Here is a 26,075-nt window from a genome sequence, read left to right on the forward strand (position 1 = left end):
GGAGGCGGCGCGCGGCCTGCCGGCGCGGCTGGATGGCGGCATCCGGCGCGGCGGCGAGCTGCTGAAGGCGAGGGCGCTGGGCGCCGCCCGCGTCTTCACCGGCCGCCCCGTCCTCCGCGCCGCCGCGCCGGGCGGCGTGGCCGGGGTGCTGCATGCGGCGCGGCGGCTGGGGGGCGAGGCGCCGCGCGATCCCGGGCTGCCCGGCGTCACCTCCCCGGCCGGGATCGGCGCGGGGCGGCTGCCGCGGCCCGGCCCTCACCCCCCCTGGGCGCGGGAGGCGGCGACGGCGCGGTCCACCATCTGCGGCGCCATGCCGAGGTAATTCGCCGGATCGGTCAGCCGGTCGATGGCGGCGCGGTCCAGATGGCGGGTGACCTCCGGATGGCGCGCCAGGGCCTCGGCCAGCGTGCCGCCCCGCTCGTTCACTTCGCGGCAGACCGCGTAGACGATGTCATGCGCGGCATCGCGGCCGGTATGCGGCGCCAGCCCCATCATCACCGCCTCGGCGACGATCAGCCCCTGGCTGAGGCCGAGATTGCGCCGCATCCGCCCCGCATCGACGATCAGCCCGCCCAGCGCGAATTTCGCCTGGTGCAGCGCCCCGGCGGTCAGCACGAAGCTCTGCGGCACCGCCATCCATTCGGCGTGCCAGGGGCCGGTGGCGCGCTCCAGATCCTGCACCATGGCGTCCAGCATCAGCCCGGCCTGCTGCCGCACCCCCTTGGCCGCGGCCAGCATCAGCTCCGACGAGATCGGGTTGCGCTTCTGCGGCATGGTGGAGGAGGCGCCGCGGCCGGTCACGAAGGGCTCGTACAGCTCGCCGAACTCGGTCGCGGCCAGCAGCATGATGTCATAGGCGATCTTGCCGAGCGAGCCGGTGACGAGGGCGAGGAAGTTCACCACCTCGGCGAAGCCGTCGCGCGCCACATGCCAGGTGGTGGCGGGCTGGCCGAGGCCGAGCTCCGCGCAGAAGGCCTGCTGCACCGCCAGCCCCTGTTCGCCCAGCGAGGCCAGCGTGCCGGCGGCGCCGGCGAACTGGCCGACCAGCACCCGCGGCCGCAGCTCGCGCAGCCGCTCGGCATGGCGGTCGAACATGGCCAGCCAGATCGCCGCCTTGTAGCCGAAGGTGATCGGCAGCGCCTGCTGCAGATGGGTGCGCCCGGCCATCGGCGTGTCGCGATGCGCCACCGCCAGATCGGCCAGGATGCCGCGCAGCGCGGCGATCTCCGCCGCCACCACGTCGAGCCCGGCGCGCAGGCGCAGCACATCGGCGGTGTCCATGATGTCCTGGGTGGTGGCGCCCCAATGCAGGTAGCGCCCGGCCTCGCCGCATTGCGCCACCAGCTGGTGCAGCAGCGGCAGGATGGGGTATCCGACATTGTCGGTCTCCCGCCGCAGCCGGTCGACATCCAGCGCCCCGATGTCGCAGGCGGCGGCGATGCGTTCGGCGGCCTCGGCGGGGATGACCCCGCAGCGCGCCTCGGCCCGGGCCAGGGCGATCTCCACCTCGATATAGCGGGCGACCAGGCTGCGGTCGGAGAAGATCTCGCGCATGCGCGGCGTGCCGAAGGCGTCGCGGAACAGGGCGGAATCGAGCGGGCTGGCGGTGTCGGCGAACTGGGTCACGGGTGGGTCTTCTCCTGCTCTGGCGGTGCGGCGGCTGCGGTCGTCGGGGGCTGCTATTCCGGCCGCACCCCGGCCTCGGACAGCACGCCGCGCCAGCGCTCCATCTCGGCCAGCAGGAAGCCGCGCGCCCCGGCCAGGTCGGTCGGCGCCATGGGCACATTGCCCAGCTCCGCCAGCCGGGCGACGAAGGCGGGGTCGGCCAGCGCCCGGCGGCTTTCCGCATGCAGCCGCGCCACGATGGGCTGCGGCGTGCCGGCGGGCGCCAGCAGCATGTTCCAGGTCGACATGCTGAAATTCGCCAGCTCCGGGATGCCGCTTTCGCGCACCGTCGGCAGCTCCGGCAGGAAGGGCACGCGCGCGACCGAGGTCACCGCCAGCGGCCGCACCATGCCGCCGCGGATGCTGCCCAGCGCGGTGGTCGAGGTGTCGTTCACCAGGGCGATGCTGCCGGCCAGCAGATCGGCCATGGCCGGCGCCACGCCGCGATAGACGACGTGGTTCATGCGCGTCTTCGTCAGCGACAGGATCTGCACCGTGGAGACATGCGCGGCCGAGCCATTGCCGGCCGAGCCGTAATCATAATGGTCGGGCCGCGCCCGCACCGCCGCGATCAGGTCCTGCAGGCTGCGGAACGGGGAATCGGCGCCGACCAGCAGGATCACCGGCCCTTCCATCAGCGTCGCCACCGGCACGAAATCCCCCGCCGTGTCGTAGGGCAGGCGCGGATAGAGGAAGGGGTTGATGGAATGAGAGAGGTTGTTGAACAGCAGCGTGTAGCCATCCTTCGGCGCCTTGGCGACGGCATCGGCGCCGATGGTGGAGCCGGCGCCGGTGCGGTTCTCGACCACCACCCGGCCGCCCAGCTGCCGGCCGAGCTGCTCGGCGAAGACGCGGCCCAGCGTGTCGGTCGGCCCCCCGGCGGCGAAGGGCAGCACCAGGCGGACCGGCCGGTCCGGATAGGCCGCAGCCTGGGCGCCGGCGGCGGCCGGCCGCAGGGCCGGCAGGGCCAGGGCGGAGGCGATCAGCGCGCGGCGGCTCGGCATGGCGGTTTCTCCCCTAAATTGGTTCGGACTTATTGATTGGTACGAACCAATAGGAAGGCGCGATCCGGCTTGTCAACGGGTTTATGGTCCGTACCTTGGCGGCATGCCGCTCCCCGCTCCCGCCCCCTCCCCCCGCTATGCCGCCCTGGCCCAGGAGCTGGCGGAGGAGATCGCCCGCGGCGAGCTGCCGCCCGGCGCCCGGCTGCCGACCGAGATCGAGCTCTCCGCGGCGCGCGGCGTCAGCCGCGCCACGGTGCGCGCGGCGCTGCTGCGGCTGGAGGAGCTGGGGCTGGTGTCGCGCCGCCGCCGCTCCGGCACCCATGTCACCAGCGACCTGCCGCGCCGGCCGGGGCGCTATGCGCAATCCCTCGCCGGCATCGACGACCTGCTGCAATACGCGGTGCAGACGGAGCGGCGCGTGCTCGACATCGCCCCCGTGGTGGCCGATGACAGGCTGGCCGCCCGCCTCTCGGTGCGGCCCGGCAGCCGCTGGATCCGCGTCTCCAGCCTGCGCGTGCCGCCGGGCGGCGACGCGCCGCCGCTGTGCTGGACGGACAGCTATGCCGATGCCGCCGCCGCGCCGCGCGACCTGCGGCAGCGCCTGGCCGAGGGCGCGCATCGCGGGCTGATCGCGACGCTGCTGGCCGATGGCAGCGGCCGGCCGATCGAGGAGGTGACGCAGGAGATCCGCGCCGCCGGCATCCCCGAAGGCCCGGTGGCGCAGGCGCTACTGGCGGCGCCGGGCGGCCACGCGCTGGAGATCACCCGCCGCTACATCGACCCCGAGGGCGCGCCGCTGGCGGTGACCATCAGCCTGCACCCGGCGGAGCGCTTCTCCTACACCACCCGGCTGCAGCGCCTGCCCGCGGGCGCGGAAGCCGCGCCCGGGCGCTGAGCGGCGCGCTCAGGAGCCGCGCGGCGGCAGCCGGTCGCGGGCGATCCGCACCAGGAATTCCGTGCCGCCGCGCAGCGCCGAATCGTCGAAATCATATTCCGGATGGTGCAGCGGCTTCGACGCCTCGCCATTGCCGATGAAGGCGAAGCAGCCCGGCGCGTGCTGCAGGAAGCGCGCGAAATCCTCCGAACCCGTGTTCGGCTCGGCCATCTCGCCGACGCGCTCGCTGCCCAGCACCGCGCGCGCCGCCGCCAGCGCCGCCAGGGTGGCGCCCGGGTCGTTGATCGTCGGGATGAATTCGCGGCTATACGCCACCTGGCACTCCACCCCGTAGCTGGCCGCGGTGCCGGCGGCGATGCGGCGCAGCTCGGCCTCGATGGTGGCGCTGATCTCGGGGCGGAAGCTGCGGGCATCGCCCAGGATGCGGGCGGTGCCGGGCAGCGCGTTGCGGGTGCCGTCGGTGAGCAGCTCGGTGACCGAGAGCACCGCCGCCTCGGTCGGCGCCACGCGGCGGGAGATGACGGTCTGCAGATTGACCACCAGGGCGCAGGCGGCCACCAGCACCTCCCGCCCGCGCTGCGGCTGCGAGGCATGGCCGCCGACGCCCCGCAGCACAATCTCGAAATTGTCCTCGGCCGACATCACCGCCCCGGCGCGGGTGCGGAAGCTGCCCACCGGCAGGCCGGGCCAGTTGTGCAGGCCGTAGATCTCGTCGAAGGGGAAACGCTCCGCCAGCCCGTCCGCCAGCATGGCGAGCGCGCCGCGGCCCCATTCCTCGGCCGGCTGGAAGATGAAGCGCACCGTGCCGTCGAAGCCGCCCTCCGCTGCCAGGATGCGCGCCGCGCCCAGCAGCATGGTGGTGTGGCCGTCATGGCCGCAGGCATGCATCACGCCGGGATGGGTCGAGGCATGGGCCGGCCCGGCCTGCTCGGCGATGCGCAGCGCGTCCATATCGGCGCGCAGCGCGATGCAGCGATCGCCGGTGCCGCGCCGCAGGCTGGCCACCACGCCGGTGCCGCCCACGCCCTCGGCGATGTCGGTGATGCCGAAGCGGCGCAGCCGCTCGGCCACCAGGCGGCCGGTGCGGTGCTCCTCGAAGCCGAATTCCGGATGCGCGTGGAAGTCGCGGCGCCAGTCGCGCAGCTCGGCCCAGAAGGCCGCGTCGCGGGTTTCATCGCCTGTCATCGCTGCTCTCTCCCTGCGGCGCCTCGCCGCGCGCCTCGCGCACCAGCCAATCCGCGAAAATGCCGAGCGCCCCGCCCACCTGCCCGGTCGGCAGGAACAGCCAGTAAAGGTCGCCGGTCGGGATGCTGGTCGGCGACAGCGCCGCCAGCCGGCCCTGCTCCACCTCCTCGCGCACGAAGGCGGGCGAGCAGATGACGATGCCGAGCCCCTCCAGCGCCGCCTGGATGGCCAGCGTCGTGCTCTCGAACAGCAGCGGCGGCTGCGCCGCAGCGCGGCCATCCTGCCGCAGCCAGAGCGCCCAATCCCCCGCCCGCACCTTGCTGCCCAGCAGCCGCGCCGCGGCGGGCCAGCCGCCGCCTTGCGGCAGCAGCGCGGGCGCGGCGAAGGGCGAGATCTCCACCGGCTGCAGGCGCCGCCCGCCGAAGGGCGGCGGCGCGCCGGCCGGCACGGTATGCACGGCGGCATCCACCCCCTCGCGCACCAGATCGACCACGGCGGTGGAGGTGGAGACCTCGACATCGATGCCCGGATGCGCGGCGTGGAAACGCGGCAGGCGCGGGATCAGCCAGCGCAGCGCCCAGGTGGTGTAGGCGCGGATGCGCAGGGGCGCCGGCCGGTCCTGCAGCTGGTCCACCGCCGCCTGGATCTGCGCGAAGCCCGGCTGCAGCGCCGCCGCGAAGCGCGCCCCCGCCGCGGTGAGCGCGATGGCGTTGACGCCGCGCCGCACCAGCGCGCAGCCCAGCCGCGCCTCCAGCTCCCGCAGCCGCTTGCTGACGGCCGGCTGGGTGACGCCGAGCGCCGCCGCCGCGGCGGCCAGGCTGCCGGTCTCCGCGATGACGCGGAAGGCCCAGAGGCTCTCATAGGGCAGCGGGGCGCGGCGCATGCCGCACCCTAACACCAGGTTGGGGTACGGCAAGGAAATCTGGGACTTCGCGGCCGCCGGCGGCGGGATGAGAGTGCCGGAAACAAGGCGCCCGGCGGCATCGCCGCACGGGCCACCGGAGGATCGTCCCATGCACCGTCGCACCGCGCTGATGCTGTTGCCCGCTCTGGCCGGGCTGCGCGCCCCGGCCGTCCTGGCCCAGGGGCGATACCCCGAGCGGCCGATCCGGCTGATCATCCCCTTCGCCGCCGGCGGCAGCAACGACATCGTCGGCCGCGTGGTGGCCGAGGGCATGGGCGCGCGGCTCGGCCAGTCCTTCGTGGTGGAAAACCGCGGCGGCGCCGGCGGCGTGCTGGGCAATGAGGCCGTGGCCCAGTCGGCCAGGGATGGCTACACGCTGCTGCTCGGTGGCAGCGGCAGCTTCCTGATCAGCAGCCTGGTGCAGCCGAAGCTGTCCTACGACATCATCCGCGACTTCGCCCCCGTGGGCTTCATCGGCAATGCGCCGAACGTCATCACCGTGAACCCGCAGGTCGAGGCGCGCGACATGGCCGGGCTGCGCGATCTGGCGCGCCGCGCCCGCCCGCCGCTCTCCTATGCCAGCCCCGGCGTCGGCACCACCGGCCATGTGCTGGGGGCGCTGCTCAGCCTCGAATTCGGCGCCGAGATGGAGCACATCCCCTATCGCGGCACCGGCCCGGCCATCACCGATGTGCTGGCCGGCCGGGTGAACATCCTGACCAATGCGGCGGCGCCGCTGCGGCCGCACATCGCCTCGGGGGGGTTGCGGGCGCTGGCGGTCGCGGCGCCGAAGCGGCTGGACTTCCTGCCCGAGCTGCCGACCACGGTGGAGCAGGGTTTTCCGAGGGTGCTGTCCTCCACCTGGTACGGGCTGCTGGGCCCGGCGGGCATGCCGGCCGAGCGGGTCGCGGCGCTGCACGCCGCGCTGAACGCCACCCTGGCCGATCCCGCCGCGAAGCAGCGCCTGGCCGAGGAGGGGGTCGAGATCGAGACCAGCCCGACGCCCGCCGATTATGGCCGCTTCATCGAGGCCGATCGCCAGCGCTGGCAGGAGATCGTCACCCGCGCCAATATCCGGGCCGAGTGATGCGCTCTCCTCTGCGGCGCATCCTGGTGCTGGATGATTTCGGCGATGCCGCGCGCGGCGCCGCCGATTGGGCCGGCCTGCCCGTCACCTTCCTGACCGACAAGCTGGATGAGGACGGGCTCGCCGCGCGGGTCGCGGCGGAACGGGCCGATGCGCTGGTGCTGATCCGCGAGCGCAGCGCCTTCCCCGCCCCGCTGGTGCGGCGCCTGGCCGGGCTGCGGCTGGTGGTGACCACCGGCATGCGCAACCGGTTGCTGGACCTCGAGACCTGCGACGCCGCCGGCATCGCCGTTTGCGGCACGCCCTCCCTCGCCTCGCCCACCGTGGAACTCACCTGGGGGCTGATCCTGTCGCTGGCCCGCGACCTGCCGCGGCAGGAGCAGCGCCTGCGCCAGGGGCTGTGGCAGCAGGGGGCGGGGCTGGGGCTGGAGGGGGCGACGCTGTCCATCGCGGGGCTCGGGCGCATCGGCAGCGGCGTCGCCGCCATCGGCCGCGCCTTCGGCATGCGGCTGCTGGCCTGGAGCCCGAACATGACGGAGGCCACCGCCGAGGAAGCCGGCGCGACCCTGGTCGACAAGGCCACCCTGTTCCGCGAGGCCGATATCCTGACGCTGCATCTGGGCCTCGGCCCCACGACGCGCGGCATCGTTGCTGAAGCGGATTTGGCCCTGATGCGCCCGGGCGCGCTGCTGGTGAACACCGCGCGTGGCCCGCTGGTGGACCAGCCCGCGCTGATCGCGGCGCTCGCCAGCGGCCGGCTCGGCGGCGCCGCCATCGACACGCATGAGCCGGAGCCGATGCGCGCGGAGGACCCGATCCGCCAGGCGCCGAACACCATCCTGACGCCGCATCTCGGCTACGTCACGCAGCAGAATTTCCGCCGGTATTTCGAGGGCGCGGTGGAATGCCTGCGCGCCTGGAATGACGGCGCCCCCCTGCCCCGGCCGCTGAACGCCGCCGCCCAAGCCTGAAGGATTTTTCTCTGTCATGACCGCGACCTCCACCGGAAGCGACGCCATCCTGCTGCAGGCGGATGGGCCGGTCGCCCTGCTCACCCTGAACCGCCCCGCCGCGCGCAACGCCATCGATGACGAGATGCGCGCCGAGCTGATGGCAGCGCTCGACCATGTGGCGCGCACCGACAGCATCAAGGCGCTGGTGATCACCGGCGCCGGAAAGGGCTTCTGCGCCGGCGGCGATGTGAAGTCGATGCAGGCCAGGCTCGCCGTGCCGCAGGGCGAGGTGGCGCTGAATGGCTGGCGCCGCCAGCAGCGCACGCATCACGCGGTGGCCATGCTGCACGCCCTGCCCAAGCCCACCATCGCCGCCGTCAATGGCGCCGCCACCGGGCTTGGCTGCGACATCGCGCTGTGCTGCGACTTCATCATCGCCTCCGACGCCGCGCGCTTCGCCATGACCTACATCCTGCGCGGGCTGATCCCGGATGGCGGCGGCATGTATTTCCTGCCGCGCCGCGTCGGCCTCTCCCGCGCCAAGGAGCTGATCTTCTCCGGCCGCACGGTGGAGCCGGAGGAGGCGCTGCGCCTCGGCATGATCGACCGCATCACCGCGGCGGAGACGCTGCTCGACGACGCAACGGCCTGGGCCGAGGAGCTCGGCCGCGGCGCCCCCGCCGCGCTGGCGCTGAGCAAGAACATCCTCGACCAGAGCTTCGAGCTTTCGGTCGAGCAGGTCTTCGCCATGGGCAGCCAGGCGCAGGCGATCTGCTACAGCTCGCGCGAGCACCAGGACTCGGTCGCGGCCTTCCTCGACGGCGTGGCGCAGCGCCGCGCCGCCAAGGCGAAGGGCGATGCGGCATGAACGCGCTCGGCGCCCTGCTGCGCCCGCGCAGCGTCGCGGTGATCGGCGCCTCGGCCGATGCCGGCAAGATGACCGGCCGCCCGGTCGGCTATCTGCAGAAATACGGCTTCGCCGGCGAGATCTGGCCGGTGAACCCGCGCGCCGAGAGCATCGCCGGCCTGCCCTGCTATGCCGATATCGCCTCGCTCCCCGCCGCGCCGGATGCCGCCATCGTGCTGCTGGGGCCGGAGCGGGCCGAAGCCGCGGTGCGCGACCTCTCGGCGCGCGGCTGCCAGGCGGCCATCGTGCTGGCCAGCGGCTATGGCGAGGCCAATGAGGACGGCGCGCGCCGCCAGCAGGCGCTGAAGCAGGCCGCCGGGCCGATGCGGCTGCTCGGCCCCAACACCATCGGCCTGGTCAACCTGACCGACCGCATGATGCTGTCCGCCACCGGCGCGCTGGAGGTCGGCAATCTCGCGACGGGGCGCATCTCGGTCGTGTCGCAGAGCGGCGGCATCCTGGGCTCGCTGCTGTCACGCGCCGCCGATCGCGGCATCGGCTTCGCCAAGCTGGTCTCCACCGGCAATGAGGCCGATATCGACAGCAGCGAGATGATCGCGCATCTGGTCGAGGATGACGCCACCGACGTCATCGCCGTCTACATGGAAGGGCTGCGGCGGCCGGATCTGTTCCAGCGGGCGGCGCGGCGCGCGGCGGAGCTCGGCAAGCCGGTCGTGGTCTACAAGGTCGGCCGCTCGGAATCCGGGGCCCGGGCCGCGACCTCGCACACCGGCGCGCTGGCCGGCGCCGACCGCGTCTATGACGCGCTGTTCCGGCAGTATGGCGTGATCCGCGCCGAGAGCTTCACCGATTTGCTCGACATCCCCGCCGCGCTGGCCTGCGGCCGCCGCATGCGGGGCGAGCGTGTCGCCATCCTGACCTCGACGGGGGGCGCCGGCACGCTGCTGGCCGACAATTGCGGCCTGGCCGGCATCGCCGTGCCGGCCCCCGATGCGGCGACGACGCAGCGCTTGGCGACATTGCTGAACGAAGACCCCGCCGCCATCGGCCGCAACCCGGTCGATGTGACGCTGGCCGGGCTGCGGCCGGAGCTGTTCCGCGGCGCCATCGACGCGCTGCTGGACAGCCCCTCCTATGACGCAGCGGTGGTGGTGATCGGCTCCTCGGCGCTGGCGACACCCGACATCGTGGCGGGCGCCATCGTCGAATGCCAGGCGCGCAGCGACAAGCCGGTGCTGGCCTATGTCAGCCCGCACGCGCCGCATCTGCTGCGGCTGCTGAACGGCCAGGGCATTCCCGCCTTCGCCACGCCGGAAAGCTGCGCCAGCGTGCTGCGCGCGCTGCGCCCGGCGGCGCTGCCGCCGCTGCCAGCGAAGATGGCCGAGGACCCTTCCCTGCTGGCCGGCCTGCCCGCCGGCAATCTCAACGAGGCCGAGAGCAAGGCGCTCTTCGCCCGCTTCGGCGTGCCGGTGGCGCGCGAGCAGGTGGCCGCCGATGCGCCGGCCGCCGCCGAAGCGGCGCAAAAGCTCGGCGGCGAGGTGGTGCTGAAGCTGCTCTCCCGCGCCATCGCGCATAAGAGCGACATTGGCGGCGTGCGGGTCGGGCTGTCGGCCGAGCAGGTGCCGGAAGCCTGCGCCACCATGCTGCGGCGCGCGGCCGAGGCCGGGGCGCCCGCCCCGGAAGGCTTCCTGGTGCAGGAGCGGGTGCGCGGCGGGGTCGAGATGATCCTGGGCTTCCACCGCGATCCGCAGCTCGGGCCGGTGATCCTGCTCGGCGCCGGGGGCGTCGCGGCGGAGCTGTTCCAGGACAGCACGCTGCGCCTGCTGCCGATCGCCCGCGCCGATGCCGAGGCCATGGTGGAGGAGCTGAAGGCGGCGCGGCTGCTGCGCGGCTATCGCGGCGCGCCGCCGGCCGACATCCCGGCCCTGGTCGATGCCGTGCTGGCCTTCGCCGCCATGGCCGGCGTGGCCGGGGATCGCCTGCTGGAGGCCGAGATCAACCCGCTTTTCGTGCTGCCGCAGGGCCAGGGGGCGCGGGCGGCGGACGGGCTGGCGGTGCTGCGGTGAGGCTGGCGCCGCTGCCGGTCCTGGCCGCGCATGCGGCCGCCTGGCGCGACGCGCCCTGGCCGGAGGGGCTGGAGCGGCATGCGCGGCGCGCCCTGCTGGACTGGTTCGCCGCCACCCTGCCCGGCACCCGCCAGGCACCGGCGACCCTGCTGGCGCCGGCGCTGGCGGCCGAGCGCGGCCAGGGCGCGGCGCTCTGCTATGTCGATGGCCAGCGCGGCGCGCCGCGCCACGCGGCGCTGCTGAACGGCGTCGCCAGCCACACGGTGGAGTTCGACGACATCCACCGCGATTCCGGCCTGCATCCGGGCAGCCCGACCGTGGCCGCCGCATTGGCCCTGGCGCAGGCCCATGGCGCCGGCATGGATGCGCTGCTGCGCGCCATGGTCGCGGGCTATGAGGTGGGCGGGCGCGTGGCCCTCGCGGTGCAGCCCAGCCACTACCGCATGTGGCACACCACCGCGACCATCGGCACCCTCGCCGCCGCCGCGGCCGGCGCGGTGCTGCTGGGCTGCAATGCTGCGCGCACCGGCCATGCCATCGCGCTGGCCGCCACCATGACGGGCGGGCTGCAGCAGGCCTTCCGCGGCAGCGGCATGAGCAAGCCGATGCATGCCGGCCGCGCCGCCGAGGCCGGGCTGCTGGCGGCGCAGGCCGCCGCCGCCGGCGTCACCGGCGCGCCGGATGTGCTGGAGGGCCCGGCCGGCCTCGCCGCCGCCACCAGCGAGTCCACCGGGCGCTGGGAGCTGGCGCTGGACGGGCTCGGCACGCGCCCCATAATCGCGGCGATGACCTTCAAGAACCATGGCTGCTGCGGCCACATCTTCCCGGCGCTGGACGGGCTGCTGGCGCTGCGGGCGCGGCATCCCTTCCGCCCGGAGGAAGTCGCGCGCCTGCATGTGGCCGGCTACCGCGCCACCGCCGAGATGTGCGACAGGCCGCAGGCCGAGGATGCGCAGCAGGCGCGGTTCAGCCTGCAATACTGCGCCGCCGCGCTGCTGCATCACGGCGCGGTGCGGCTGGACGCCTTCGCGCCGGCGCGGCTGCGCGACCCGGTGCTGCGGGCCTTCATGTCGAAGGTCTCGGTCAGCCTGGCGCCGGAGCTGGCCGAGGCCTATCCGCGCCGCCGCGCGGCAAGGCTGCGCCTGGAGCTGCAGGACGGCACGGTGCTGACGCATGAGCAGCCGACCCGCAAGGGCGACCCGGAGGACCCGCTCACCGATGCCGAGCTGGACGCCAAATTCGACGAGCTGGCCGGGCCGGTGCTGGGTGCCGCCGGCGCGGCGGCGCTGCGGGCGCTGATCCGCAGCGGCACGGCGCTGCCGGGCGCGCTGGCGCCCGGCTGAACCGCCGGGCCTCCGCGCGCCTCACTCCAGCCGGATATTGGCGTCGCGCACCACCCGGCCCAGACGCTCGCGCTCCGAGGCGTAGAACTGCCCCATCGCCGCCGGCGTGCCGCCCAGCACATCGGCGCCGCTCTCGACGATGCGCTTGCGGGTCTCCGGCTCCTCGATCATCCGGTTCACCGCGGCATTCACCTGCTCGACGATCTCCTGCGGCGTGCCGGTGGGTGCCATCAGGCCCCAGACGCTGGCCAGCTCGACCCCCTCGATGCCCGCCTCGCGGAAGGTCGGCACCTCCGGCAGGGTGGCGGAGCGCTGGCCGGAGCTGACGGCGAGCGCGCGCACCCGCCCGCCCTCGATATGCCCGCGCAGCGTCGGGATCGAGCCCATATAGCTGTCGATCTGGCCATTGATCAGGTCGGGCAGCGACTGGGCGATGCCGCGATAGGGGATGTGGTTCAGCTGGATGCCGGCGCTGCGCTGCCACAGCTCCAGGATCAGGTGCGACACGGTGCCGATGCCGGGCGAGCCGAAGGTCAGCTGGCCGCGCTTCTCGCGCGCCGCGGCGGTGAATTCGGCCAGGCTCTTCCAGGGCGCATCGGCCCGCACCACCAGCACCGCGGCGCCGCTGGCGATCAGCCCGACCGGCATCAGGTCGCGATCCGGGTCATAGGGCAGGCGCGAATAGGTCAGCGGGTTCAGCACGACATTGTCGGTCTGCGCCATCACCATGGTGTAGCCATCCGGCCGGCTCTTGGCGACGCCGTCCAGCGCGACATTGCCGCCGGCGCCGGGCTTGTTCTCGACCACCACGGACCAGCCGAGCGCAGCACTCAGCCGCTCGGCCACCAGCCGCGTCAGATTGTCGGTGCCGCCGCCGGGCGGGAAGGGCACGACGATGCGCACCGGGCGGTTGGGGAAAGCCTGGGCGCGCGCCGGGGGGGCGAGCGCCGGGGTGGCGAGCGCGCCGAGGCTGGCGGCCAGCAGGCCGCGTCGGGTCAGATGCATTGTTGTTTCCTCCGGCAGTCCTGGGCCCCGCCGGGCCGGCGGGGGTGGTCGGCAATCTCTAGCGGGCGCGGCCCATCTTCCGTTCCATGGCCGCCAGCACCTCTTCCAGCGTCGCGGGCACGACGCCGTCGAAATGCGCCTTCAGCCCGAGGCTCTCCTTCCAGCGCAGCCGCGCCGCGATGGCCTGGGCCATGATCGGCTCGATGCCGGCATCGCGCACCGCCTCGGCCGACATCTCCAGCTCCTCCGCCCGCCGCTTGGCGTGGATGGCGCCGGAGGGCAGCAGGCTGTGCACCGTGTCGTTCCAGGGCCGCGCCAGCGTCTTGGCGGCCGAGGCCAGGACGCGATCGGCCACGCCGTAATGCCGCGCGGCCAGCAGCATCTCGTCATGCAGCGCCTCGATGCCCTTCAGCAGCACCGAGCGCAGGATCTTGATGCCGGAGGCGGTGCCGAGCTCCTCGCCCACGAAATCGATCTTCATGCCCCAGGGGTTCAGCAATTCGCCGATGCGCGCGCCGGCCGGGCCGCTCGCCAGCATCGGCATGGCGTAGCCCTGCAGCGGCGTGCCCTCGATCGAGCCATCGCCCAGCAGCGCGCCGCTGGCGGCCAGCCGCGCCGCCACCTCGCGCTTGATGCCCGGGGTCGCCGAGGCGAAGTCGACGAAGACATGGCGCGGCGTCAGGAAGGGCGCCGAGGCGGCGGCGCTCTCCACCGAGGCGACGCCGGGCGTCGCGCTGACGATGACATCCGCCGCCGCCGCCAGCGCCTCATTCGAGCGCAGCAGCGTCACGCCTGAGGCCTGGGCGCGCTGCTGGATCAGCCCGGCGAAGGGGCCGTCGAAGGCGTATCTGTCATAGGCGGCGACGGAGGCGAGGCCCGCCGCGCGCAGCCCCGCCGCCACCGTGCTGCCGATCTCGCCGAAGCCCACCAGGCCGAGGCGGAATTGTTCGCGCGTCTCGCTCATGGCGGGCTCAGCGGCCATAGGCGCCGACATAGCGCCCCTCGGCGATGCTGCGCAGCATCTCCGCCTCGCGCGCCTCCTGCGCATGCACGGCCTGCAGCAGCGCGGCGGCGTTGTCGGGCGGGAAGGCCACCACGCCATCCTCGTCGCCGACGACGATGTCGCCCGGCCGCACCAGCATGCCGCCGATGCTGACCGGCACGTTCAGCTCGCCCGGCCCGTTCTTGTAGGGGCCGCGATGGATGGCGGCGCGGGCGAAGCAGGGGAAGTCGGATTGCGCGATGGCGCGGGCGTCGCGGATGGCGCCGTCGATCACCATGCCGGCGGCGCCGCGCGACTTCGCGACGGCGGCCATGATCTCGCCCACCAAAGCGCGGGCGGTGTCGCCGCCGCCATCGACCACCAGCACATCGCCGGGTCGGATCAGGTCGAGCGCCTTGTGGATGGTCAGGTTGTCGCCGGCGGCGGTGCGCACCGTCAGCGCGCGGCCGACCATGGTGCCGCCGCGATGGAAGGGGCGCAGCCCGACGGCGCCCGGCAGGCGCTGCAGATTGTCGCTGATCACGGCCGTGCTGGCCGCGCCGAACCCGGCCAGGAGCTCCGGCGCGAGCGTCGCGCCTGCCTCGTTGGACATCCTCGTTTCCTTTTCGCAGCACCGGCGGGGCCGGTCTTTGCCCCAGACCTAGGCCGGGTGGAGGATCGACTCAAACGATAAAAAATGATCCGATCGCATCGCCTTATGGAATATGACGACACCGCATGACGCTCACCCTGAAACAGCTCGAGGCGCTGCACTGGATCGCCGAGCTCGGCTCCTTCGAGCGCGCCGCGGCGCAGCTCGGCACCACCCAATCGACCATCTCGAAGCGCATCCAGCAGCTGGAGGCGGGGTTCGGCCGGCCGCTCTTCGACCGCTCGCAGCGCGGCGCGCGGCTGACGGAGTGGAGCGAGCAGCTGCTGGCCATGGGGCGGGAGATGCTGGCACTGCAGGACCGCATGGTGGCGCTGAAGGATGGCGGCCCGGCGCCGGCGCGGCGGCTGCGGCTCGGCGTGACGGAGCTCTGCGCCATCACCTGGCTGCCGCAGCTGATCGCGGCGCTGGGCCAGGCCTCTCCCGGCCTGACCGTCGAGCCGGAGGTGGAGCTGAGCCGCAACCTGTATGAGCGCCTGGCCGAGGGCCGCATCGACCTGATCATCGCCCCCGAGGGGCTGGCGGATGCCGAGATGGCGGTGCTGCCGCTGGCGCGGGTGCGCAATGCCTGGATGGCGCGGCCCGGGCTGGTGACCCGGCCCGGGCCGCTGACCATGCATGACCTGGCCGCCCATCCGATCCTGATCCAGGGGCGCGGCTCGGGCTCCGGCCTGTTCTTCGAGAAATGGTTCCGCGCCGAGGGCATCTCGCTGCGGCGCACCCTGGCGACCGACAGCCTGATGGCCATGGTCGGGTTGACCATCGCCGGGCTCGGCGTCTCCTACCTGCCGCGCCACTGCTTCGAGCCGCTGGTGCGCGAGGGCAAGCTGGCCATCATCGAGGCCGAGCCCGCCCTGCCCGAAGTGCCCTATGCCGCCATCTACCGGATGGACCGGCCCAGCGCCTTCATCTCCTCGGTCGCCGAGATCGCGCGCGAGGTCTGCGACTATTCGCGCTATCTGCAGGGCTGAGGCGGCGGCCCGCCGCCCCCGGCGCCGCCGGGCGGCTCACCGCCCCCAGGGCTGTCGGGCGGCCCGCCGCCCGGGGCCTCACCGCCTGGCGAAGATCTGCTCGACATTCTGGAAGCGGAGGATCTCGCCGCCGATCTGCAGCGTGCCGGAGAAGCTCTGCGGCTGGCCCTGCTGGTTGACGAAGGTGATCACGCCATCGGCGAGGCGCAGCTCGCCCTGCGGGCCACCGAACCAGCCATTGCCGCCGCCCTCCACCCGCAGCCCCTGCATCGCCGCGGAGGGGTCGACGCCGCGCAGGATCAGCGTGTCCTGGCCCTGGCCGCCATCGAAGCTGTCATGGCCGCTGCCGGGGGACCAGACATAGGTGTCGTTGCCCGCCTCGCCGAAGGCCTGGTCGCTGAAGCGGTCGCCGGTGTTGCTGATGAAGACGTCGTCGCCGGCGCCGCCATGCATGTAGTCGACGCCATTGCCGTCGCGGAAGAGGTCGTTGCCCGCGGTGCCGCGCAGCGAATCATGCCCGGCGGTGCCGGTGATGGCGGGGCCCGTGGTGTTGTCCGGGATCCCGTCCTGCTTGTCCTGGAGGGCGGTGAGCCGGTCCTTCATCTCCTGCGAGTTGACCGGCTGCGGCTGCGGCTGGTTCGCCGCCTCGGCATTCCGGAGCGCCAGCGCGGCCTCGGCCATGGCCTGCTGCTGCGCCTCGCTCGCCTGGGGCCCGCCCGGCATCTGCGTCTGGTTTCCCCCCAGCACCTGTTCGAGGTCTTCCAGCTCCAGCTTGACGAGCCGCTCGGGGGCAACAGGCATGATGGCGATGTCTCCGCGCCGGCGGGAGCGCCGCGCAAGGCTCCAGCCTATAGCAGCGGGGAATTCGTTGCGGTCCGGAAAACCGCGCCTCGGCGCGGATGGAAGCGGCGCGGCCCGACCACGGGTTGAGCGGGGTGCCGGCGCCGCCCGTCCCCGGCCCGGCCGCCGGGCGGTCTGCGCCCGCCGGTTGCCGGACCGGCGGCGACCGCCCTGCCCCGCCCGCTATTCCGCCAGTTCGCGCATGACCCTGATCAGATCCGACTTGCCCTCGAATCCGATGCCCGGCAGCTCGGGCATGGTGATGCGGCCCTGCTCCACCCGCACCCCGTCGGGGAAGCCGCCATAGGGCTGGAACAGGTCCGGATAGCTTTCATTGCCGCCGAGGCCGAGGCCGGCGGCGATGTTCAGCGACATCTGGTGGCCGCCATGCGGGATGCAGCGCGATGGCGACCAGCCGGCCTGCTGCAGCACCTCCAGCGTGCGCAGATATTCGACCAGGCCGTAGGACAGGGCGCAGTCGAATTGCAGCCAGTCGCGGTCCGGGCGCATGCCGCCATAGCGCAGCAGGTTGCGCGCATCCTGGTGCGAGAACAGGTTCTCCCCCGTCGCCATGGCGCCCGGATAGAACTCGGCCAGCGCCGCCTGCAGCGCGTAGTCCAGCGGGTCGCCCGCCTCCTCGTACCAGAACAGCGGATAGTCCCGCAGCGCCTTGGCATAGGCGATGGCGGTCTCCAGGTCGAAGCGGCCATTGGCGTCGACGGCGAGCTGGGCCTGGCCGCCGATCTCGGCCAGCACCGCCTCGATGCGGGCGCGATCCTCGGTGAGCGAGGCGCCGCCGATCTTCATCTTCACGACGTTATAGCCGCGGTCGAGATAGGAGCGCATCTCGGCGCGCAGCGCGTCATTGCCCTTGCCGGGATAGTAGTAGCCGCCGGCGGCATAGACGAAGACGGAGGGGTCGGCCTGCCGCCCATGCCGCTCGGCCAGCAGGCGGAACAGCGGCCTGCCCTCGATCTTCGCCACCGCGTCCCACACCGCCATGTCCAGCGTGCCGATGGCGACCGAGCGTTCGCCATGCCCGCCCGGCTTCTCATTCGCCATCATCGCCGCCCAGACCCTGGCCGGGTCGAGATTGTCGCGCGCCTCGTCGCGCAGGCTGGCGGGGTCGGCCTGCAGCACGCGGCCGCGGAAGCGCTCGCGGATCAGCCCGCCCTGGCCGTAGCGGCCATTCGAGTTGAAGCCATAGCCCACCACGCGGCGGCCATCGCGCACCACATCGGTCACCACGGCGACCAGGCTCGTGGTCATTTTGGAGAAGTCGATATAGGCGTTGCGGATCGGCGAGGCGATCGGCTGGGTGATCTCGCGGATGTCGATGATGCGCATCGGGCATGGCTCCCTGGGCCAGCGGTGCCGGGCCCCTGCCCGCCCACCCCGCCCTTGGCTCTGCAATGCCAAGCCCTGTAGGCTGGCGGGGGCGCGGCGATCCAATGCCGTTTGGGGAATTCATCATGCAGGATCGGCATCGGGCATGGAGCTGAGCTGGCTCGAGGATTTCCTGGCGCTGGCCGAGCAGCGCAATTTCTCCCGCGCCGCGGCGGCGCGCTCGGTCACCCAGCCGGCCTTCAGCCGCCGCATCCAGGCGCTGGAGGCCTGGATCGGCACGAAGCTGGTGCTGCGCTCGCCCCAGCGCGTGGCGCTGACCGCGGCGGGGGAGCATCTGCGCGAGCCGGCGGCGGCGCTGCTGCGCGAGCTGCAGCAGGCCCGGCGCGGCGCGCGCCGCGCCGCCGGGCTGGAGGGCGCGGCGCTGTCCATCGCCGCCACCCATGCGCTGTCCTTCACCTTCTTCCCCGGCTGGATGCGCGGCCTGCCGCCGCTGCAGCCGGCCGGCCGGCTGAACCTGGTCTCCGACACCATGGCAGCGAGCGAGCGGCTGCTGCTCGCCGGCGATGCCGATCTGCTGCTCTGCCACCATCATGAGGGGGCGCCGAACCGGCTCTCCCCGGCCGGCTTCGCCAGCCGGGCGGTCGGCGCCGATCTGCTGCTGCCGGTGGCGGCGCCGGACAGGGCCTCGGGCGCGGCCGGCCGGCCGCGCTGGACGCTGGCGGGGCCCGCGGCGCGGCCGGTGCCGCTGCTGGCCTATAGCGAGGCCTCGGGGCTCGGCCGCATCCTCGACGCGGCGCGGCCCGGCTTCCCGGCCCTGCCCGCGCTCGAGACCGTCTTCACCTCGCCCCTGGCCGCGGCGCTGCAGACCATGGCGCGGCAGGGCCAGGGCCTGGCCTGGCTGCCGCGCACCATGGCGGCCGAGGATCTGGCGGCGGGCCGGCTGGTGGAGGCCGGCGGCGAGGGCCACCATGTCGCGGTGGAGATCCGCCTGTTCCGGCCGCTGCGCCCGCTCTCCGCCATCGCCGAGTCCTTCTGGGCGGCCTCCCGCCCCGCCGGCCCGGGCTGAGCCGCGCCGCCCGCCGGGCGCAAACCGGCGGTTGCCGCAAAATCACCGGTTGTGCCGGCTGCCGGTGGCATGCGGAAATCAATTGCATTATCCAGGGCGGGACACCCTCACCTGGATCCTTCCATGCCTGCCAGCACAGCCACCCCCGCCGCCCCGCCGGAGCGTGCTGACCGCATCAGCACCGGCATCCAGGGGTTGGACGACGTGCTGTCGGGCGGGCTGGCGCCGAACCGCCTCTACCTGGTCGAGGGCATGCCGGGCTCCGGCAAGACGACGCTGGCGCTGCAATTCCTGCTGGCCGGGCGCGATGCCGGGGAGCGCTGCCTCTACGTCACCCTCTCCGAGACGCAGGAGGAGCTGGACGCGGTGGTGGCCTCGCACGGGCTGTCGCTGGAGCGGGTCGACGTGTTCGAGCTGGGCTCGGCCGACACCCCCTTCAGCGCCGATCGCGAGATGACGCTGCTGCACCCCTGGGAGGTCGAGCTCGGCGAGACCGTCAAGGTCATCACCGACCAGATCGAGCGCATCAACCCGACCCGCGTGGTGTTCGACAGCCTGTCCGAGATGCGGCTGCTGGCGCAGGACCCGCTGCGCTACCGCCGGCAGATCCTGGCGCTGAAGCAGTTCTTCGCCGGGCGCCGCGCCACCGTGCTGCTGCTGGACGACCAGACCGGCGGCGGCGGGCAGCAGGACCTGCAGCTGCACAGCATCTGCCATGGCGTGGTGACGCTGGAGCGGCTGACGCTGGATTTCGGCCCCGCAAGGCGCCGGCTGCAGGTGCAGAAGATGCGCGGCAGCGAGTTCCGCGCCGGCTATCACGACCTGGTCATCAACCGCGGCGGGCTGGAGGTCTTCCCCCGCCTGGTCGCGGCCGAGCACCACGCGCCCTTCGCCGGCGAGCCGGTGCCGAGCGGCCTGGCCGAGCTGGACGCGCTGCTGGGCGGCGGGCCGCTGCGCGGCACCTGCACCCTGGTCACCGGCCCGGCCGGCGCCGGCAAGACCACCATCGCGCTGCAATACATCGCCGCCGCCGGGGCGCGCGGCGAGCGCAGCGTGCTCTACCAGTTCGACGAGCGCATCGGCACGCTGATGACCCGCGCCGCCAAGCAGGGCATCGATTTGCAGGCGCTGATCGATGACGGGCTGCTGCTGCTGCGGCAGATCGACCCGGCCGAGGTCTCGCCCGGCCAGTTCTCCGCCATGCTGCGCCACGAGGTGGAGCGCGGGCAGGTCCGGCTGGTGGTGATCGATTCGCTCAGCGGCTACGAGGCGGCGATGCCGCAGGAGAAGCAGCTGATCCTGCAGATGCACGAGATGCTGTCCTACCTGAACCAGCAGGGCGTGGCCACGCTGCTGATCAGCGCCCAGCAGGGGCTGGTGGGCAGCATGCACTCCACCCTCAGCATCAGCTACATCGCCGACGCCGTGCTGCTGCTGCGCTTCTTCGAGGCCGAGGGCCAGGTGCGCAAGGCGCTGGCGGTGCTGAAGAACCGCGGCGGCGCGCATGAGACGACGATCCGCGAGCTGCGCATCGACGGCAGCGGGCTGCGCATCGGCGGGCCGCTGGCCGCCTTCCAGGGCGTGCTGACCGGCACGCCGAGCTATGTCGGCCATACGGCCCCCCTGCTGGCGGACCGCCCCCAGGGTGAGTGAGGCGGCGATGCCGGGCGGCGCGCTGGCCGGCCCGGCCCCGATCGAGGCGCCCGCCCCGCCGGCGGCCGGGCCGGTGCTGATCCTGACGCCGACCGGGCGGGATGCCGAGGGCGCCGCCCGGCTGCTCGGCAGCGAGGGCATCGACAGCGCCATCCACCCCTCGCTGGACAGCCTGCAGCAGGCGGTGGGCGAGAGCACCGGCCTGGTGCTGCTGGCCGATGAGGCGCTGTTCCGCGCCGATCTCGCGGCGCTGGCCGCGCGGGTGGCGCGGCAGCCGCCCTGGTCCGACCTGCCCTTCATCGTGCTGACCCAGTCGGGCATCGCGGCGCGGCGGCAGATGGCGGAGATGAACCTGCCCGGCCGGCTGGGCAATGTGCTGTTCCTGGAGCGGCCGCTGAACGCGCTGGCCCTGGTCAGCGCGGTGAAATCGGCGCTGCGGGCGCGCCAGCGCCAGCGCCAGCTGCGCGCCCATATCGAGGAGCAGGCGGCGCGCGCCGCCCGCGCCAATGCCGAGCTGGAGGCGCGGGTGCGCGAGCGCACCGCCGCGCTGGAGACGGCCGAGGCCGAGCGGCGGCAGATCGCCAGCGCCCTGGCCCAGGCGCAGAAGATGGAGGCGGTGGGCCAGCTCACCGGCGGCCTGGCGCATGATTTCAACAACATGCTGGCCAGCATCTCGGGCAGCCTGGAGCTGATGCAGATCCGCCTCGAGCAGGGGCGGATCGACCAGCTCGGCCGCTATATCGGCATGGCGCAGCAGGGGGCGGAGCGCGCCGCGGCGCTGACCCACCGGCTGCTGGCCTTCTCCCGCCGGCAGACGCTGGATGCCAAGGCGACGCAGGTCAATGCGCTGGTGGAGGGCATGCTGAACCTGGTGCGCACCACCCTCGGGCCGGAGATCGCGGTCGAGGTGCGGCAGGCGCCGGGGCTGTGGCTGACGCTGTGCGACCCGCACCAGCTGGAGAACGCGCTGCTGAACCTCTGCATCAATGCCCGCGACGCCATGGCGGGCGGCGGGCGGCTGGTGATCGAGACCGCCAATCTGCGGCTGGACGCGCGCGAGGCCGGCGCGCTGGGCGAGGCGCGGCCGGGCGAGTATGTCACCCTCTCGGTCACCGACACCGGCAGCGGCATGTCGCCCGAGGTGCTGTCGCGCGCCTTCGATCCCTTCTTCACCACCAAGCCGCTGGGCCAGGGCACCGGGCTCGGCCTGTCGATGATCTATGGCTTCGTGCAGCAATCCGGCGGCCATGTGCAGATCAGCAGCGAGCCGGGGCGCGGCACCACGGTGCGGCTGGCCCTGCCGCGCCACCAGGGGCCGGAGGAGCTGGAGCCGGAGGCCGAGATGGCGCAGGGCGCCGACCCGGCCGACACGCAGAAGGTGATCCTGGTCGTCGATGACGAGCCCTCGGTGCGGCTGCTGGTGACCGAGCTGCTGCAGGATCTCGGCCATGTCACGCTGGAGGCGGCGAGCGGCCGCGAGGGGCTGCAGCGGCTGCGCGCCGCGCCGCGCATCGACCTGCTGGTGACCGATGTCGGCATGCCGGGCGGCATGAATGGCCGGCAGCTGGCCGATGCGGCGCGCGACCACCTGCCGGAGCTGCGGGTGCTGTTCGTCACCGGCTATGCCGAGGCGGCGCTGGCCAGCAACGGCATCCTGCCCGCCGGCATGCAGGTGCTGGTGAAGCCCTTCGCCATGGGCGAGCTGACGCGCCGCATCCAGGAGCTGCTGGCGCCCTGAGGCGCGGGCGGGCGAAACCCCGCCCGGCCTGTCGACCGCTCAGGCGATGATGATGAAATCCTCGAGCAGCGGCAGGTCGTAGGCGCCGGGCCGCGGCGGGTCCAGGATGGCGATCTGCCGCTCGACCCCCTCGGCCGGGCGGAAGCTCAACCGCAGCAAGCCGAATGGCTGCGTCGTGACCAGGAAGCAGGGGCCGGATTCCGGCGCCGCCTCGGCGCGGGCGACGGTGAAGCCGGCCTCGTCCAGATCCATCCCGGTCTGCAGCCCATTCCCGAAGACGCCGGCCGAGAGCAGGATGTAATCCTCGCCCGGGGCGAAATCGCCGATGCGGTAATCGCCCCTGTACAGCATGAAGCGGTCGACCCCGTCGCCGCCGGTCAGGCTGCCCCCCCAGCCGCGGCCGATCAGGACATCGTCGCCCGCGCCGCCATCCAGACGCTCATTGCCGCTGCCGCCGCCATCCAGCACGTCATTGCCGTCGCCGCCGAACAGCATGTCGTTTTCGTCGCCGCCATTCAGCACATCGTCGCCCGCACCGCCGAACAGCGTGTCGGGGCCGGCGAGCCCGTCCAGCCGGTTGTTGCCGTCATTGCCGGTCAGCACATTGGCCAGGCTGTTGCCGGTGCCGTCGATGTTGCCCAGACCGGTCAGCGTCAGATCATCCAGGAACTGGCCGCGCAGGCTGAAGCTGACGCTGGCCTCCACAAGGTCATGGCTCGGGTGATCGCCTTCGAGGACGCGGTCGCCGGCATGGTCGACGATGTAGACGTCGTTGCCGGCGCCGCCCACCATCAGGTCGGCACCGCTGCCGCCATCCAGCCGGCCACCCCCATCGCCGCCATAGAGCTGGTCATTGCCGCCCAGACCGTCCAGGAAGGACAGCCCCTGGCCCAGATGGCGGATGACATTGGCCAGGGAATTGCCGGTGCCGGGGCCATTGCCGGTCAGCGTCAGATCCTCGATGAACCGCCCGGCCAGGGAGAAGCTGATGCTGGAGATGACATGGTCGCGGCCCTGGCTGCCGCCCTCGATCACCCGGTCGCCAAGGCTGTCGACAAAGTAGGTGTCGTTGCCGGCGCCGCCCTGCATGAGGTCGTTGCCGGTGCCGCCATCCAGCACGTCATTGCCCTCGCCGCCCTGGAGGTTGTCCTGGCCGCTGCCGCCATACAGCGTGTCATTGCCCTCATCCCCCAGCAGCGTGTCATGGCCGGCGCCGCCATCGAGGATGTCGTGGCCGCCGAGGCCAAGGAGCAGATTGTCGCCGCGGTTGCCGACCAGCCGGTTGGCCAGGGAATTGCCGGTGCCCTGGATGCCGGCCTCGCCGGTGAGCGACAGGTTCTCGATGAAGCTGCCGCCGATATCGTAGCTGACGCTGCTCTGCACCGTGTCGATGCCTTCGCCGGCGGCCTCCACCACCCGGTCGCCGGCGCTGTCGACCAGGTAGATGTCGTTGCCGGTGCCGCCGATCAGCGTGTCATTGCCGGCGCCGCCGCTGAGATAATCGTCGCCCGACCCGCCCTCCAGCCGGTCATCGCCACCGCGGCCGTACAGACGGTCATTGCCGCCGCCGCCGCGAATGTCGTCATCCCCCTCGGTGCCGAGGAGCTGTTCGCCCGCCTCGGTGCCCTCGATCAGGGCCAGCAGGCGGGGGGTGAAGCGGGTCGGAACCGGCATGACAGATCCTCGCGGGCGGGGCTTTTCGTTTCGGCTTCATCAAGAAACGTATCAATGCCGGGAGCCGCCCGCCGCTCAGGCGATGATGATGAAATCCTCGAGAAGCGGCAGGCTGTCGATGCCGGTCCATGGCAGGCCCATGGTTGCGATGTGCCGTTCGGTGCCATCGGCCGAGCGGAAGCTCAAGGTCCGACTGCCCGACATCGGGTCGGGCGCGACGATGAAGCAGGGGCCGGAATCCGGCGCCGCATCCGGCGTGACGACGGAGAAGCCTGCCGCGTCCAGATCCATGCCCTCCTGCAGCCCGCCCCCGAAGGCCGCGGCGGAGAGCAGGATGTGATCCTCGCCGAGCGTGAAATCGATCCGATAGTTGCCGCCATACAGCATGAAGCGGTCGATGCCGGCGCCACCCATCAGGACGCCGGAGCCCTCACGGCCGATCAGGGTATCCTCACCCTCGCCGCCAAGCAGCTGGTTCTGACCGCTGCCGCCATCCAGCACGTCATTGCCGTCGCCGCCATCCAGCAGGTCGTTGCCCGCGCCACCTTCCAGGACATCATCCCCTGCGCGGCCCTCCAGGACATCCTGGCCACCAAGCCCCTCCAGGCGGTTGTTGCCTTCGTTGCCGGTGATGGAATTGTCGATGCTGTTGCCGATGCCGTCGATATCGTCGCTGCCGGTCAGATGGAGGACGTCGATGAACTGGCCGCGCAGGTTGAAGCTGATGCTGGTCTGGACCGTGTCGTGCAGGCTGAAATAATCGCCTTCGATGACACGGTCGCCGACATTGTCGACGACATAGAAATCGTCGCCGCGCCCGCCCACCATCAGATCGGCGCCGGCGCCGCCATCCAGCACGCCAATGCCGTCACCGCCGCTATAGAGCTGGTCATTGCCGCCCTCACCGGAGAGGGTATAGCGCCACGCCGTGCCCTGGTAGCGGATGACATTGGCCAGGGAGTTGCCGGTGCCCTGGCTGCCGCCGGTCAGCGTCAGATCCTCGATGAACTGCCCCGCCAGGGAGAAGTCGACGCCGGAAATGACATGGTCCCGGCCCTGGTTGCCGGCCTCGATCAGGCGCTCGCTGAGGCGGCTGACATAGTAGGTGTCGTTGCCGGCACCACCCTGCAGGACGTTATTGCCATAGCCGCCTTGCAGAATGTCGTCGCCGGCACCTCCCTGCAGCGTGTCGTTGCCGTCGCCGCCTTGCAGGACATCATTGCCGTCGCCGCCTTGCAGCGTGTCGTTGCCGTCGCCGCCCTGCAGCGTGTCGTCGCCATCCTCCCCCTGCAGGGTGTCGTCGCCTGTACCGCCTTGCAGGTCGTCATGGCCGGTGCCGCCTTGCAGGATGTCACGGCCGGCGCCGCCCAGGAGGATGTCGTTGCCGGCACCACCATACAGGGCGTCGTCGTCGCTGCCGCCATAGAGCCGGTCATTGCCCTCATCGCCATGCAGCGTGTCGTTGCCGGCGCCACCATCGATGACGTCATGGCCGCCGAGGCCGCGCAGCAGATTGGCGCCGCGATTGCCCAGCAGCTGGTTGGCGAGGGAATTGCCGGTGCCCTGGATGCCCGCATTCCCGGTCAGCGTCAGCTTCTCGATGAAGCTGCCGCCGATGCTGTAGCTGACGCTGCTCTGCACCGTGTCGATGCCTTCGCCGGCGGCCTCGACCACCCGGTCGCCGGCACTGTCGACCAGGTAGATGTCGTTGCCGGTGCCGCCGACCAGCGTGTCGTTGCCGGTGCCGCCGCTGAGGTAGTCATCGCCCGCACCGCCCTCCAGCCGGTCATCGCCGCCGCGGCCGAACAGCTGGTCATGGCCGCCCCTGCCGCGGATGTCGTCATCCCCCTCGGTGCCGATGAGCTGCTCGCCCGCCTCGGTGCCCTCGATCAGGGCCAGCAGGCGGGGGGTGAAGCGGGTCGGGGCCGGCATGGCGTTTCCTCGCGGGTGGGCCTTTTCGTTTCGGACCCGTTCATGTTGCTGTCAAGCAGGCGCCGGCCGGCCGGGCCGCCCTGGCGCGGCGCGGCTTTGCTGCGGCATCAGGCGGATGGCCGGCGCGGCCCCCGGATGCCGACGGCCGGGAGCGCGGCGAGTTGATCAGCCGCCCCGGGTCGGCGGCGCAGCCGCGCCAGGCCCGCGCGACCTCAGGCCGCCGGGCC

At 72.6% G+C, this 26,075-nt stretch carries 22 protein-coding genes; 11 read left to right on the forward strand and 11 right to left on the reverse strand.

The features are described from left to right. The first annotated feature begins 28 nt into the window (after window positions 1-28). The gene (locus QE401_RS09925; protein WP_373461477.1) at window positions 29-322 is read left to right on the forward strand and encodes an alpha-hydroxy-acid oxidizing protein; all 294 of its coding nucleotides are present in this window, start codon (window positions 29-31) and stop codon (window positions 320-322) included. Here the strand turns inward: QE401_RS09925 and pcaB are convergent. Both pcaB and QE401_RS09935 read right to left on the reverse strand, forming a co-directional pair. Continuing rightward, complete coding sequence (pcaB, locus tag QE401_RS09930) at window positions 256-1,626, reverse strand: 3-carboxy-cis,cis-muconate cycloisomerase (protein WP_307138046.1); 1,371 nt, start codon at window positions 1,624-1,626, stop codon at window positions 256-258. The genes QE401_RS09925 and pcaB overlap by 67 nt on opposite strands. 53 nt (window positions 1,627-1,679) lie before the next feature. Then, a complete protein-coding gene (locus QE401_RS09935) occupies window positions 1,680-2,669 on the reverse strand; it encodes a Bug family tripartite tricarboxylate transporter substrate binding protein (RefSeq protein WP_307138047.1) in 990 nt (329 codons plus the stop codon). 103 nt (window positions 2,670-2,772) lie between these two features. On the opposite strand from QE401_RS09935, the gene QE401_RS09940 reads away from it, so the two are divergent. Further along, window positions 2,773-3,564, forward strand: a complete 792-nt coding sequence (locus QE401_RS09940) for a GntR family transcriptional regulator (RefSeq protein WP_307138048.1) — start codon at window positions 2,773-2,775, stop codon at window positions 3,562-3,564. A 9-nt stretch (window positions 3,565-3,573) separates the two neighbouring features. On the opposite strand, the gene QE401_RS09945 is transcribed toward QE401_RS09940, so the two are convergent. After that, the gene (locus tag QE401_RS09945; protein WP_307138049.1) at window positions 3,574-4,749 is read right to left on the reverse strand and encodes a M20 aminoacylase family protein; all 1,176 of its coding nucleotides are present in this window, start codon (window positions 4,747-4,749) and stop codon (window positions 3,574-3,576) included. Continuing rightward, window positions 4,736-5,632 (reverse strand): LysR family transcriptional regulator, encoded by an 897-nt coding sequence (locus QE401_RS09950; protein WP_307138050.1) that lies wholly within the window; start codon window positions 5,630-5,632, stop codon window positions 4,736-4,738. Before QE401_RS09950 ends, QE401_RS09945 begins: the two co-directional genes overlap by 14 nt. Before the next feature lie 130 nt (window positions 5,633-5,762). On the opposite strand from QE401_RS09950, the gene QE401_RS09955 reads away from it, so the two are divergent. From QE401_RS09955 to QE401_RS09975, 5 genes are read left to right on the forward strand one after another with little or no spacing between them, the layout of a single operon-like run. Then, on the forward strand, window positions 5,763-6,740 hold the full coding sequence (locus QE401_RS09955) for a Bug family tripartite tricarboxylate transporter substrate binding protein (protein WP_307138051.1): 978 nt from the start codon (window positions 5,763-5,765) through the stop codon (window positions 6,738-6,740). Beyond that, window positions 6,740-7,711 carry a D-2-hydroxyacid dehydrogenase family protein gene (locus QE401_RS09960; protein ID WP_307138052.1) on the forward strand — a complete coding sequence of 324 codons (972 nt, stop codon included), beginning with the start codon at window positions 6,740-6,742 and terminating at the stop codon, window positions 7,709-7,711. The genes QE401_RS09955 and QE401_RS09960 overlap by 1 nt, the downstream gene beginning before the upstream one ends. 16 nt (window positions 7,712-7,727) lie before the next feature. Beyond that, on the forward strand, window positions 7,728-8,561 hold the full coding sequence (locus QE401_RS09965) for an enoyl-CoA hydratase/isomerase family protein (protein ID WP_307138053.1): 834 nt from the start codon (window positions 7,728-7,730) through the stop codon (window positions 8,559-8,561). Next, on the forward strand, window positions 8,558-10,627 hold the full coding sequence (locus QE401_RS09970; protein WP_307138054.1) for an acetate--CoA ligase family protein: 2,070 nt from the start codon (window positions 8,558-8,560) through the stop codon (window positions 10,625-10,627). The genes QE401_RS09965 and QE401_RS09970 overlap by 4 nt, the downstream gene beginning before the upstream one ends. Then, window positions 10,624-11,970: an MmgE/PrpD family protein gene (locus QE401_RS09975; RefSeq protein ID WP_307138055.1), complete on the forward strand. Its 1,347-nt coding sequence runs from the start codon at window positions 10,624-10,626 to the stop codon at window positions 11,968-11,970. Before QE401_RS09970 ends, QE401_RS09975 begins: the two co-directional genes overlap by 4 nt. A gap of 21 nt (window positions 11,971-11,991) precedes the next feature. Here the strand turns inward: QE401_RS09975 and QE401_RS09980 are convergent, their stop codons facing one another. From QE401_RS09980 to QE401_RS09990, 3 genes are read right to left on the reverse strand one after another with little or no spacing between them, the layout of a single operon-like run. Then, entirely contained in the window at window positions 11,992-12,975 is a 984-nt protein-coding gene (locus tag QE401_RS09980) for a Bug family tripartite tricarboxylate transporter substrate binding protein (protein ID WP_307138056.1), read from the reverse strand. A gap of 58 nt (window positions 12,976-13,033) precedes the next feature. Beyond that, a complete protein-coding gene (locus QE401_RS09985; RefSeq protein WP_307138057.1) occupies window positions 13,034-13,939 on the reverse strand; it encodes an NAD(P)-dependent oxidoreductase in 906 nt (301 codons plus the stop codon). A 7-nt stretch (window positions 13,940-13,946) separates the two neighbouring features. After that, window positions 13,947-14,570, reverse strand: coding sequence for an RraA family protein (locus QE401_RS09990; protein ID WP_307138058.1), 624 nt, complete (start codon window positions 14,568-14,570; stop codon window positions 13,947-13,949). Between the two features lie 125 nt (window positions 14,571-14,695). On the opposite strand from QE401_RS09990, the gene QE401_RS09995 reads away from it, so the two are divergent. Beyond that, complete coding sequence (locus QE401_RS09995) at window positions 14,696-15,598, forward strand: LysR family transcriptional regulator (RefSeq protein WP_307138059.1); 903 nt, start codon at window positions 14,696-14,698, stop codon at window positions 15,596-15,598. Window positions 15,599-15,676: 78 nt separating this feature from the next. Here the strand turns inward: QE401_RS09995 and QE401_RS10000 are convergent, their stop codons facing one another. Continuing rightward, window positions 15,677-16,399, reverse strand: coding sequence for a calcium-binding protein (locus tag QE401_RS10000; protein ID WP_307138060.1), 723 nt, complete (start codon window positions 16,397-16,399; stop codon window positions 15,677-15,679). A gap of 222 nt (window positions 16,400-16,621) precedes the next feature. Beyond that, window positions 16,622-17,785 carry a mandelate racemase/muconate lactonizing enzyme family protein gene (locus tag QE401_RS10005; RefSeq protein ID WP_307138061.1) on the reverse strand — a complete coding sequence of 388 codons (1,164 nt, stop codon included), beginning with the start codon at window positions 17,783-17,785 and terminating at the stop codon, window positions 16,622-16,624. 145 nt (window positions 17,786-17,930) lie between these two features. Between QE401_RS10005 and QE401_RS10010 the strand changes: the two genes are divergently transcribed. From QE401_RS10010 to QE401_RS10020, 3 genes are all read left to right on the forward strand, one after another. Next, window positions 17,931-18,851: a LysR family transcriptional regulator gene (locus QE401_RS10010; RefSeq protein ID WP_307138062.1), complete on the forward strand. Its 921-nt coding sequence runs from the start codon at window positions 17,931-17,933 to the stop codon at window positions 18,849-18,851. A gap of 123 nt (window positions 18,852-18,974) precedes the next feature. Beyond that, entirely contained in the window at window positions 18,975-20,504 is a 1,530-nt protein-coding gene (locus QE401_RS10015) for an ATPase domain-containing protein (protein ID WP_307138063.1), read from the forward strand. Next, entirely contained in the window at window positions 20,497-22,242 is a 1,746-nt protein-coding gene (locus tag QE401_RS10020; protein ID WP_307138064.1) for an ATP-binding protein, read from the forward strand. The genes QE401_RS10015 and QE401_RS10020 overlap by 8 nt, the downstream gene beginning before the upstream one ends. 39 nt (window positions 22,243-22,281) lie before the next feature. On the opposite strand, the gene QE401_RS10025 is transcribed toward QE401_RS10020, so the two are convergent. After that, the gene (locus tag QE401_RS10025) at window positions 22,282-23,916 is read right to left on the reverse strand and encodes a calcium-binding protein (protein WP_307138065.1); all 1,635 of its coding nucleotides are present in this window, start codon (window positions 23,914-23,916) and stop codon (window positions 22,282-22,284) included. 75 nt (window positions 23,917-23,991) lie between these two features. Then, on the reverse strand, window positions 23,992-25,848 hold the full coding sequence (locus QE401_RS10030; protein ID WP_307138066.1) for a calcium-binding protein: 1,857 nt from the start codon (window positions 25,846-25,848) through the stop codon (window positions 23,992-23,994). Window positions 25,849-26,075: the final 227 nt, after the last annotated feature.

It is taken from the genome of Pseudoroseomonas cervicalis (genome assembly GCF_030818485.1).
GTDB lineage: Bacteria > Pseudomonadota > Alphaproteobacteria > Acetobacterales > Acetobacteraceae > Pseudoroseomonas > Pseudoroseomonas cervicalis_A.